This is a genomic window from bacterium, assembly GCA_036382775.1.
GTDB lineage: Bacteria > Hydrothermota > Tepidihabitantia > SM23-42 > JAOAFX01 > DASVHD01.
Map to the genome: position 1 here is coordinate 1 of DASVHD010000004.1, position 12,174 is coordinate 12,174.

Below are 12,174 nucleotides of genomic sequence, written 5' to 3' on the forward strand. Positions count from 1 at the left end.
CTGCACCACGGGATATTATAATCAGGATTTCGAATATTGCACAATCGGCGGCGGATACTACAACGCGGCGAAATTTTCTTATTCGACCGTGGCCGGCGGATACGGCAACACTGCCGGTGGTACTTCGGCAACGGTCGCGGGCGGGTTGAACAATACCGCGAGCGATAACAATGCGACTGTTGGAGGCGGAATGGACAATACCGCCGGTCAATATTGTACCACTGTGGGTGGTGGGGAGGGCAACAGCGCTATCGAAGAATATGCATTTGTGGGCGGCGGGTCATACAACACTGCCAGCGGCTCCTCTGCCGCTGTAGGCGGCGGAGCAGGGAACAATGCCAGCGGCAGTACCGCTACCGTGGCTGGTGGATATGCGAACGCCGCCAGCGGTTATGCCACCACTGTGGGCGGCGGAGGGCAAAATACTGCCGGATTCAACGGTGCGACCGTGGCTGGCGGCGCCAATAACAACGCTGGCAATGCCTACACGACCGTGGCCGGGGGGCATGGGAACAACGCCACAGAAGAATATGGAACTATTGGCGGTGGGGAAGGGAACACGGCCAGCAGTTATTATGCGACTGTGGGTGGCGGGGAAGCCAACATAGTCAGCGGATACGACGCAACCGTAGGCGGCGGAGCCGTAAACACCGCCAATAACTATTTCGGGACCGTAGGCGGTGGAGTAACAAACACCGTCAGCGGCTATGCCGCGAGCGTAGGCGGCGGTTACGCTGATACAGTTTGGGGAGATTATGGCGGCGTGTTCGCTGGATACAGCAACCGGGCCGGTGATGCTTTGGTCGATACCGCGGCTGTAGTTGCCGGTGGCTATAATAATGATGTGACCGGCAAGTTTTCGTCGGTCGGCGGGGGCCGCAACAATTCGGTAGCCGCAAATTACTCGTCGATCATCGGCGGGTACGCTGACACGATCTTCGCGAGCGCGCATTACTCGATTTTATTCGGTTTAAATTCGAACATGACTCAGGACTCAACGATCATGCTGGACATGCCACATGTGTGGTTCGGTACCGAGGCGACGGGTTATGAATTTCCGAGACAGCGGGGCACGAACGGTCAGGTCATGGTAACAAATGGAAGCGGTCAGCTAAACTGGGCTACTGCTGCGGCTTCTGATACAGATTGGATCATATCCGGTTCCAATATGTATTCGGGCGTTTCGGGCAACGTGGGGATCGGCATCACGGCTCCTCGTTATAAATTGGACGTGAGCGGAATTATCTGCGGCGGGACTGCGGATACCGTAAACGGGATTTATGGCGGTATTCTATCTGGTTACAGTAACCTGGCGGGTGTTGCTGCCGGGGATACGGCGGCGACCGTGGTCGGTGGGTTGAATAATTCATCAACCGGGAAGTATACATTTGTGGGTAACGGATGGAATAATAGCGCGGATTCAGCATACAGTTTTGTCGGTGGGGGAGTGAATAACCACACCCGCGGTAGGTATGCGGCGGTAAGTGGCGGCCAGGGGAATTTGGCGAGTGGGAATTCTGCAACCGTGGGCGGTGGAAATAGCAACAACGCCAGCAACATGAATGCTACTGTCGGTGGGGGGTATGTCAATAATGCCAGCGAAAACAGCGCAACTATCGGCGGTGGCAGAAATAATACAGCCAGCGGGGCATATGCAACGGTTTCTGGCGGATTTTATGGCACTGCAAGCGCCAACTATGCGACTGTGGGTGGCGGAAATTATAATTACAATGCCGGTGATTACTCAGTCATTGCCGGTGGTTATGCGGATACAATCACCGCGACCGGGGATTACTCATTTGTTTTCGGGATTAATAGCAATCTAACTCAGGATTCGACGATCATGTTGGACATTCCGCATGTCTGGTTCGGCACCGAAGCCACGGGCTATGAATTTCCGAGACAGCGAGGCACGAACGGCCAGGTCATGGTAACAAATGGAAGCGGTCAGCTAAACTGGGCTACTGCAGCGGCTTCTGATACGGATTGGATTATTTCCGGTTCTGATATGTATTCGGGCGTATCCGGTAATATTGGTATCGGAACTACCATACCTCGATATAAGCTTGATGTAAATGGGATAATATGTGGGGGCACGAGTGATACAGTGAATGCCACTTTTGGAGGAGTTTTATCCGGTTACAGTAACTTAGCGGGTAATGATGCTGCAGATACGGCGGCGACAATAGTAGGTGGATGGGATAACTCGGCGACCGACAAATGGACTTTTATCGGGGGCGGAAAGAGCAATTCTGCCAAAGGCTATTACGCGGTTGTGGCCGGTGGATACGACAACGCTACTGATTCAAGCTTTGCAACCGTTGGAGGTGGATATCTCAATACGGCTGGAGATAACTTCGCGACCGTGACCGGTGGATCGTCCAACGACGCGATCAGCAACTATTCCAACGTCAGTGGCGGAGAAGGCAATACTGCTAGTAATATCCATTCGACTGTGGGTGGCGGAGGTTTTAATACCGCCAGCGGCAACTATTCTATTGTAAGCGGCGGACAAAGCAACACTGCCAGCAACGACCATACATTTGTAGCTGGCGGCTATAACAACACCGCCAGCGGTACATATGCGACGATAGGTGGCGGAAGGACCAATCTCGCAAGTGGTGCTTATACCACGGTTAGCGGTGGCTATGCTGATTCCGCAATGTACCAATATGCCACGGTTGGTGGCGGATACAGCAATGCCGCCGATAGTGATTTTGCGACCGTGTCGGGCGGGTATAATAACACAGCCAGCAGTTATGGCTCGACCGTGAGCGGCGGCGGGAATAATACTAGTGATGGTGTTTATACCACGGTGTCAGGAGGAGGTATTAATATTGCTTATGGCTACTATACAACTATAGGTGGCGGAGCCAACAACTTGACCAACGGTAATTATTCGACAGTTCCCGGAGGATATGATAACACTGCTTCCGGAAATATGTCTTTCGCGGCCGGTAATAGAGCTAGTGCTGCACATCGAGGATGTTTTGTCTGGGCTGATTCATCATCAGGCAGTATTTTTTCTTCAACTGTTGCAAATCAGTTTCGGGTGCGGGCAACCGGTGGCATTGACCTTACCGGGAATGTAGCGATCCGAAACACAGCCGGCACGATCGTTGTTGAACTCGGCGAGGGACTTGATTATGCCGAGGGGTTCGATGTTCGGGATAAGGGCAATGTTGTTCCGGGCATGGTCTTGACTATTGACCCGGAGAATCCCGGTAAATTGAAGCTAAGCGATGAACCTTATGATATAAAGGTTGCAGGTATCGCGGCCGGCGCCAAAAATTTAGGTTCTGGCGTGCGCTTGGGCAATGGTCAGTTTGACTGCGATGTGGCGCTTGCCGGACGTGTTTACTGTAACGTTGACGCAACGGAAATGAGCATTGAACCGGGTGACTTATTGACGACCTCGGCGACACTAGGTTACGCGATGAAAGTTACCAACTACGCTCGCGCTCAGGGAGCGATTCTCGGAAAAGCCATGCAAAAGTTGGAAAGAGGCAAAAAAGGCCAGATTTTGGTTCTTGTGACGCTTCAGTAATGGAGGTTGAAATGAAGATGCTATCAGCAACCATCACTGTCATCAGCTTCTTTATCACCGTAATCGTTGAGATTGTGTTTTTCAACAATCTCATTGGGTTCAGCGCTCCGGTCACTCCCACGGAAGCAACGGCGATTGCCGATGTCTGGTACGCGATGGAATTGAATTCCGGCCATCTGAAGATGGAGGAAAGCGAGAGATCAAGCAGGTTGAGCGGGATCAAGGATCAGCAGGTGATGTATCTGGTCTCAGCCGACGAGCTGTTGGACGAATACCCGCACGATCGATCCGTGCTGGCTTATATCGTGATATTCAAGCCCAATGGTTTCGTGGTAGTTTCCGGCGATGACCGCATTGAACCGCTCATGGTGTGCAGCGCCGATTCCCGGTTTCGGTGGGACCAGCCAAAAATAAATTTCCTGAGGTTTTACCTGGGGAAAACTATGCCGGCTTTTTGGAAGAACATGCCGGCGCAGACAAACAAGAACTGGTCATTATTGCGCGGAAAATTGGCGGAAAACCTTGAACAGATGACCTTTGATGATAACGGAAGAGCTTACTACATACTTTGGTATACCGCACCATGGGACCAGACGAACTATTACAATGACACTTGCGCCGCTCATAACGGCGGCAATGAAGTGCCTACTGGTTGCGTGGCGACCGCCCTGGCGATCAAAATGCACTGTCACAGCTGGCCGCCCACCGGGAATGGTTCTCATAGTTACACTGATAATGACGGATCCATACAGTACAGCCATAATGTGAACCTTGGCGCGCAGTCTTACAATTGGGCAGCCATGCCGTATGACACCCTTGTAGCGCCGAATTCGGGAGTCGCGCGGGTTATGTACCATTCCGGTGTGACCGTGAACATGGACTATGAGCTGATTGAGTCCGGAGCAAATACCGGCAACGTCGCTGAAGCCATGAACAGTCATTTCCGATACCGGGGAGCGACCAGCGTATATGATTCCGCCAATCCATCCGGACATGAGGCCGGTTTGAAAACAAGCGTTGTCGGCCGCCTGCCGACCCAGATCGGCGGTTGGGGCCATTCGGTTCTGGTTGACGGGTGGACCGATCAATTCACCGCGCAATGGCATATCAATTGCGGCTGGAGCGGCGCGAATAACGGTTGGTACCTATTAGATATGTTGCCCCCAGGAGGAACCGGGGTTATCTCTAGATCGATCCCCTATGCCCAGCCGAACAACTGGATCTATATTGATAGCAGCTGGGTCGGCACGGAGGATGGGAGGATCAACGCTCCGTATAATACGCTCACTGAAGGCGAGGCGGCATCGATCAATGGCGGACAATTGATGATCAGGACCGGGACCTATGCTGGAGCGGGCAACGTACCTGTAACTTTCGATAATGCGGTTGAAATCAGGGCGTTTGGGGGTGACATCATGATGGGCGATAATCTGACGCTGACAAATTATGATGGGATTCTGCTCCATGGCAACGGGCAGCTGAAAATAACGCCGGCAAAATAAGGCAAATAATACCAATAGAATAAAAATGCCAAGGCGCAGAATCGAACTGCGGACACCCGGATTTTCAGTCCGGTGCTCTACCATCTGAGCTACCTTGGCGTTTTTGTCTTTCTAGTCTTTTTGGTTTCTCTGGTCTTTTTAGTTTGAACCAGATAGACTAGACAAACTAGAGAGACTAAATAGACTATCTTAATTACTTGCTGAGTATATCCACAATTCGCGGTGTGTCAATATATTCGCGAAACACGCCTCGTCATAGAGAGATTATTTTTAATTTTCAGAAGAAATCACAAAATTCAACATGATTTTGAAAAATTTTACAATAATAAAATATTCGTTATAATTACCGTGGTTTTAAGAGTATAAATTCAACATTTTATGGTTTTCGTTTAATCCCGCATCATGCATAGCGGGGCAGGGCGGATTTTGTTGTATTGTAAAATCAATACTTTTATTATTCCCTCATTATCGAATTTACATTATACTCCTTGACAATGTCTAAATAATGAGTAATATATACCGAAACATTGAAAATATTTTAAAGAAAAGGAGATGATAAAATGAAGGTGGCTGGGTATATCAAAGTAACCATTGTCTTTGAGCAATTACCTGACCGTTGGACCGTGCAATGCGTTGAGCTTGGCACGGCAACATTTGGTAAAACCTTGGAAGATGCAAAAGCTAAAATTATGGATGCGATATTATGCCATTTGAATACCCTCGATGAATTAGGTGAGACCGAATATTTCTTTAAAAAACATGGTATAAAATATTACGAGCAAAAACCAAAAGAAAAAAGAGAGACGGTTACAACATCTCTCAGCGATAATATTCTGGTTCAAAAAAGATTACAGCGCATTCCCGTTTTCGCTCATGCTCATGCATGAGTAAGTACACTACCGTACCTGCAATAACCCCAAACCAATTAATAAAACTCCTTTGTTTAGGTGAATGGGTAGAACATAGACGAAGCAAAGATGGCGTATGCATTAAACGCAAAATTGGGAAACATTGGCAAGTTGCCTTTATTCCAATACATGATGCAGTTCTTGATAGCGGCACATTACATGCTATTTTGGGAACAAAACAAACCGGCATTGGTCGCAAAGGATTATTGGATTTATTAAATAAATACGGCTTACCTTAAATAACATAATCAAAGCTCTCAGCAGTTTCTTAAAGACATAAACGGTACTATTTAATAGGTTTATCTTATACAGTTGGAATCTTCCACCAATCTTTTGCAATTACCCAAGAATATTGATCTTTTTCATCTTTTTGAAAGTTGCTTTTTTAAATCCGTACTCATGCATCAATTACAATATGGAGAAATTAGCAAAATTTAACATGATTTTGAATAATTTCACAACAATAAAATATTCGCCGTAATTACGATAGTTTTGAGGGTAAAAATTCCACATTTTATAGCAGGGCGGATTTCGTCCTCTTGATCTGGTCATCACTAAAGCGCTTATGCAGTTGTTGATCCATAATCAAACTCCTTTCTTGAAACCCAGATTATAGCTCTTTTGGGGTCTGTATGTTTAAAATAATACTTGACAAAAAAAGTTTGTCGATTATACTTTCAAAGAAGAGCAAATGAGAGAAATAAAAAGTATTTATTACAAATATTATCCTGGACTAATATTATATATTGATGATTTGTGGCAAATCATTAATATATTTAAAGATCACCCTAAAAAAACCGAATTAGTATTAGGCAAATATATCATTGACGACGTAAATGAGCTTAAGAATTTTCCTGATAAAAAAGCTAACTTTCTTACACTGACAGCTGACAGCCCGTATATAAAATTATATCTCAGCAAATCTAATAATTTTATAGCATTAGAAACAGAAGACAACCAATTTTTGCGTGGCTTATTAGTTAGAATTGAAAACATTATATTACGCAGAAGACGTTTTTGGAGTTATCTCAATCCTGTTTTTTTCTCGATTTTAATATTATTATTTACTATTATCTCAATGTTATACGTTATAATAACTATACCTTTTGGTACAAGATTTCTAATAACTTTATTTGCATGCTGGGCAATTCCTACCTCATTTGGGTATTTCATGCAATATTTAGAAAAAAATAAAAGTTTTGAAATATATTTATATGTTAACAAAGATGAACCAAATTTTTTCAAACGGAATAGTTCATCTTTATTTTTAGCATTCATTTGTAATGCTTTAATTCCAATTATTGTTGCTATTATAATTTTTTTTCTTAATAAAATATTGAATTTATTTTTCAAATAAGAAATACTCGAAGATATCTGCCAATACTCCGGGTTTTTTGTGAATTTTTACCAAAAATGCTCGATACCAGGTCCGCTACCTGAACCTTTTGCGGTAAAATATTAAAACCATAGATAATAGACTTGACTGGTTCCGGCGGTTCCGGTGTCAATATTTTATAACAGGACGAATTTTGTTTAAAGACTATGGTGTTAATGTTATTGACAGTAGAGAATAATTCATTATTATAGTAAAATAATTAAGGAGGTAGATCATGAAGAAAAAGAGTTTTGAGATGATAAAATTGCTTGCTGAACAATATACAAAAACCGCTTATAGAAAAGATATAAAGGATGTATATATTACATACGCAAAACACGATAAGGACATATGGAAAGTCAATGTTGAATTTAAAGAAGGAACAAATTGGGTTATGACTAAATCAGCTTGTCTCGAAATTAGCGCAACATCGGGTGAATTGTTGGCATTTTATAAAGACAGAACATGGCAATTTTAAATGGGAATGATACGACACAATATTATTATTCAGGGGATTAATAAAACGAAAAAACTAAATGCATTATTTGACAGTGGAGCTAATTACAATTATATTAAACGAAAGTTCTCTGACGGAGACGATGTTAATAATATAGGATTTCATGTCTTTGAAGGTCAATGTAAGGCAAGATTAGCCACAGAATCCACTGTTGATGGACAGAGAGTTAGATTTAAACAAATAAAAATAGATAAATGCCAGGAAGAAGAACCGTTGTTTGTTATTATAGATTCTTTATCTGAAGATGTGATCATTGGGGCTTATCAAATGCAAAAATTCGGTATAGTTTTAGACCTAACAAACGAAAGAATATTGTGAAATAAAAGCAGATTATTTTTTGAAAACTTTCAAGATCATATAATGGACAATTCAAAGGCACCTAAAATATTGTATGATAGTATATAAAACAATAAATTTCGCTTTATGATGAAAAACAAAGATGCTAAAAACAGATTTTTTGATTTAAAATATTTATACAATAGTGAAAGAAAAACAGAAACTGATACATACAACCAATCGCCAGAAATTTACAGAAGATTAAATGAGATAATAGATAAAATAATTTGCAAGTTGCCATATTTTTGGGGCGATTTCGATAATAACCTTACTGATAAAGGCGAACATCAGTATTTCTGTTCACTTAATTATATGCAGGCACCTTATACGTTTTGGCAGATTATTTCATTATACAGAAAAGGTTATTATTTGGAAGCAATTATTTTATGCCGCAATCTTTTTGAAACAATTATTCAAATGAAATATTTTTATAAATATCCTTATAAAATAACAGATGATTGGCAGCATGAATGTAGATTTATTAATCCGGATACTGTGAAAAATAGAAAAAGTGAATTATTCAAAGACAGCGAAAACAATAAATCTATACGTGTTGTATATGGGGAATTAAAAATTGGAGTTAGCAAGCAAGTGAAACAATCTTTTTATTATGTGGAATTTGAATGGACTGCGGAAGAAGCACGGCAACACTGTATGCAAAACAATGGCAAATTTTATAAGACTAATAGAAAGAATTTTAAAATGATGTTTGAAGAATTTGCACCTGGTTTTTATGATAAACATTATCCTATTTTTTGCGAAGCTGCCCATGGCACTGGTTTAAAAATACCCAACAAGCATGAAGGCGCTAGTACAATTACGATGCCGGGTTGTCATTATGATGTTCGAAAGGCAGATTTTATATGCATCTATTTAATCATTCTCCTTTATGCTTATATAAGTTTTTATAGTATAATCTATGACAAAAATTCGATTGAAAAAAACGCTCTATTATATCAGGAAATAATTGACAGTAAAAATTGGCTAAAAAGAATTATGCAAGATCATCAAAAAATCAACGACAAATCTGTGGGTTGGTATGATCACATTTATAAAATAATTAATAATATATGATGATTTATGACTATACATAAAATCCATAGGTCGCAATGTACAGCATATGGATTAGGGGCAACAACGTTGGGCCGTAGTCTCTTTGTAATAATAAAAAACTGTATTAGGGTTTATAATAATATACCGTATTGACTTAAAAGATATTTTGGATATAATAAACTATTAATCACTGATCTTTAAAAATTAAAAATTTGATTTTCTCATCAAGAGAGGCTGAGGGATGGGCCCTGTGAAGCCTCGGCAACCCGCCACAAATAATGGCAGGGTGCCAATTCCCGCCCGAAAGGGAGAGATGAGTCAATAAAAATGACCTTCCCGATCGGGGAGGTTTTTTGTTTCACGGGCGTAAACGCCCTACTCCGAATGGAGTAGAGCCCAGCCGTGCTGGATTATAACCTTCAGGCTCGTAAATTGATCGAAAGGAGGCTAGATGCCAAAAACGATAGAGGAGATAAACGCAAAAATAAAGGCGGGAAAGGCCGTCGTGTGCACGGCCGAGGAGATCATCGGTATAGCAAAAAAGAAAGGTACGAAAGCCGCAGCCCGGGATATTGATGTGGTCACGACCGGCACGTTCGGTCCGATGTGTTCATCCGGCGTTTTTATCAATACCGGGCATACCAAGCCGCGGATGAAGATCACTAAAGCGTTCCTGAACAATGTGGAAGCATTCTGCGGCATTGCTGCGGTCGACCTTTACGTCGGCGCCACCCAATTATCTGAGAACGATCCCGCGAATTCCGATCACCCGGGCGCGTTCAGGTATGGGGGAGGGCACGTCATAGAAGACCTGGTCGCCGGCAAGGAGATCAAGCTCAGAGCTTATGGTTACGGGACTGATTGCTATCCGCGTCGAGAATTGACAAGCAGTTTTACTCTACATCAGATCAACGACGCCTTTTTATTCAACCCCAGGAATTCATACCAGAATTATAATGTAGCGGTCAATCTTGGGAAAAAAAGGATATACACATACCTGGGTATGTTGAAACCGGGATTAGGCAATGCGAACTATTCTTCAGCCGGCCAGCTCTCGCCGCTGTTGAATGATCCGCTTTACAGGACGATCGGCATCGGCACCAGGATCTTTCTGGGCGGCGGGATCGGGTACGCGGCATGGCCTGGAACGCAGCACGATCCATCCGTTGCAAAGACGGCACGCGGAGTACCCAGAGGCGGTTCCGGAACGATCGCGGTCATCGGCGATCTGAAACAGATGAAGTCGCAATGGCTGCGCGGGACGAGCGTGGTCGGATACGGCGTCAGCCTTACGGTCGGCATCGGCATTCCAATACCAATCCTTGATGAGGAAATGCTGGTCTATACAACTGTCACCGACAGGGACATCGTCGCGCCAGTCGTCGATTATTCTTATGAATATCCTAACCTCACGGGAAAAATAGTTGGCGAAACCGATTACGCGTCGCTAAAGTCGGGCAAGATAAAGATCGGCAAGAAAACTGTTCCCACATATCCTATTTCCAGTTATCCCAAAGCCCGCGAGATCGCGCAGACTTTAAAATCTTGGATCGTCGGCAAGCGGTTTTTTCTCACTAATCCGGTGCAGTTGCTGTCCGGAAAGGAATCGGGCGTGAGTTTCAGGGCGTTTGGCGGCCGATACAGATGAGGATGAAGTTACGAGGTTGAGAAGTTAGGAAGATATGAAAGGAGGAACAATGACTATATCAAAACGCGTCGTACTTCATTTTCCGCCATCGCTGGTGGAAGAACCAATGACGTATGTTCTGGTCAAAAAGTTCAATGTTATGTTCAATATCTTGAAAGCTCGCGTCTCGGTCGATGATGGCGAAGGCGCACTGCTGCTTGAACTGACCGGGACTGAGCGCAACATGAATAATAGCCTAATATATCTCAAACAGCTGGGCGTAAAAACCGAAACGCTCGATAAGGACCTTGTACGCGCTGATGAAAAATGCGTGCAGTGCGGTATCTGCGCGCTGGTCTGTCCCACGAGCGCGTTCAGCATCACGGCACGCGAGATGACTTTGAACTTCGACGCGGCGAAATGCATAGGCTGTGATGAATGCCGCAAAAACTGTCCTTACGGCGCGATAAAGACGTATTTCCCGTAGGACGGGGATGCAGGGATGAAGAGAAGTTAAGATGCCGGGATGAAGGGATGCGGATAAGAGCAAGATAAAAAAGGCACAGGGAATGAAAAGGCAAGGTTACCAGCCGCGAACTTATCGGTCGATGTGCCATGGACAGAAAATGGTAAATTTCAACGTGGTCATCGGTGAAAGCGACTTGTTGATACGGGCTGATCGCGATTTGTATAGCGAAGCGCATAAGATCCTTAGTTCGCTGCGGCATGATTTTAAATCTTATATTGACAGTGATAAGTCATTCTTGACCTCTCTGGAACCGCTTTTTGTACCGGCAACGGCGCCTGAAATCGTAAAAATTATGGCGAAGGCCGGCAAGGAATTTGGCGTAGGACCCATGGCAGCAGTGGCGGGTGCGATAGCGGAAAAAGTTGCCTGCGATCTGACCAGCTATTCGCAAAATGTGATCGTTGAGAACGGCGGAGACATATACATGTTCGGCAAACAGCCGATCACCAGTGCCATCTATGCCGGTGATTCGCCGCTATCAATGAAACTCGGGATCGCGATTGAACCCAGTCCTGGGGGTGTTAGTATCTGCACATCGTCAGGGACAGTCGGGCATTCCTTGAGTTTTGGTAACGCGGATTCAGTCTCAGTGATATGTGACAACGGAAGTATGGCTGACGCTGCTGCTACAGCTATCTGCAATATCGTAAAGAGCGATAAAGACCTTGAACAGGCAGTCGATTTTGCACGAAAATTCAAGCAAATAATTGGTCTGGTAATCATTATAAAAGAAAAAATTGCGGTCTTTGGTGAGAGAATAAAGTTGGTTTACATATAGCG

The 12,174-nt window shown here is 44.2% G+C and carries 11 protein-coding genes, 1 tRNA gene and 1 riboswitch; of the genes, 11 read left to right on the forward strand and 1 reads right to left on the reverse strand.

The annotated features are described in order from the left end of the window. Both VF399_00300 and VF399_00305 read left to right on the forward strand, forming a co-directional pair. Positions 1-3,547, forward strand: a 3,547-nt coding sequence (locus tag VF399_00300) for a hypothetical protein (GenBank protein HEX7318785.1), incomplete at its 5' end; no start/stop codon positions are given. A gap of 11 nt (positions 3,548-3,558) precedes the next feature. Then, a complete protein-coding gene (locus VF399_00305; GenBank protein ID HEX7318786.1) occupies positions 3,559-5,049 on the forward strand; it encodes a C10 family peptidase in 1,491 nt (496 codons plus the stop codon). A 26-nt stretch (positions 5,050-5,075) separates the two neighbouring features. On the opposite strand, the gene VF399_00310 is transcribed toward VF399_00305, so the two are convergent. Further along, positions 5,076-5,148: transfer RNA gene (locus VF399_00310), tRNA-Phe, on the reverse strand. 461 nt (positions 5,149-5,609) lie between these two features. On the opposite strand from VF399_00310, the gene VF399_00315 reads away from it, so the two are divergent. The 9 genes from VF399_00315 to VF399_00355 all read left to right on the forward strand — a co-directional run bounded on the left by VF399_00315 (position 5,610) and on the right by VF399_00355 (position 12,172). Beyond that, complete coding sequence (locus VF399_00315; GenBank protein ID HEX7318787.1) at positions 5,610-5,936, forward strand: hypothetical protein; 327 nt, start codon at positions 5,610-5,612, stop codon at positions 5,934-5,936. Continuing rightward, a complete protein-coding gene (locus tag VF399_00320; protein HEX7318788.1) occupies positions 5,933-6,196 on the forward strand; it encodes a hypothetical protein in 264 nt (87 codons plus the stop codon). The genes VF399_00315 and VF399_00320 overlap by 4 nt, the downstream gene beginning before the upstream one ends. A 452-nt stretch (positions 6,197-6,648) precedes the next feature. Beyond that, a complete protein-coding gene (locus VF399_00325; protein ID HEX7318789.1) occupies positions 6,649-7,314 on the forward strand; it encodes a hypothetical protein in 666 nt (221 codons plus the stop codon). 253 nt (positions 7,315-7,567) lie between these two features. Beyond that, the gene (locus tag VF399_00330; protein ID HEX7318790.1) at positions 7,568-7,810 is read left to right on the forward strand and encodes a hypothetical protein; all 243 of its coding nucleotides are present in this window, start codon (positions 7,568-7,570) and stop codon (positions 7,808-7,810) included. Continuing rightward, on the forward strand, positions 7,811-8,167 hold the full coding sequence (locus VF399_00335; protein ID HEX7318791.1) for an aspartyl protease family protein: 357 nt from the start codon (positions 7,811-7,813) through the stop codon (positions 8,165-8,167). A gap of 105 nt (positions 8,168-8,272) precedes the next feature. Beyond that, positions 8,273-9,259: a DUF5677 domain-containing protein gene (locus tag VF399_00340; GenBank protein ID HEX7318792.1), complete on the forward strand. Its 987-nt coding sequence runs from the start codon at positions 8,273-8,275 to the stop codon at positions 9,257-9,259. A 197-nt stretch (positions 9,260-9,456) separates the two neighbouring features. Then, a riboswitch (SAM riboswitch) is annotated at positions 9,457-9,558 on the forward strand. 131 nt (positions 9,559-9,689) lie between these two features. Then, the gene (locus VF399_00345) at positions 9,690-10,886 is read left to right on the forward strand and encodes a homocysteine biosynthesis protein (protein ID HEX7318793.1); all 1,197 of its coding nucleotides are present in this window, start codon (positions 9,690-9,692) and stop codon (positions 10,884-10,886) included. Between the two features lie 49 nt (positions 10,887-10,935). Beyond that, positions 10,936-11,352 carry an NIL domain-containing protein gene (locus VF399_00350; protein HEX7318794.1) on the forward strand — a complete coding sequence of 139 codons (417 nt, stop codon included), beginning with the start codon at positions 10,936-10,938 and terminating at the stop codon, positions 11,350-11,352. Positions 11,353-11,434: 82 nt separating this feature from the next. Next, positions 11,435-12,172 (forward strand): UPF0280 family protein, encoded by a 738-nt coding sequence (locus VF399_00355; GenBank protein HEX7318795.1) that lies wholly within the window; start codon positions 11,435-11,437, stop codon positions 12,170-12,172. The last annotated feature ends 2 nt before the right edge of the window (positions 12,173-12,174 follow it).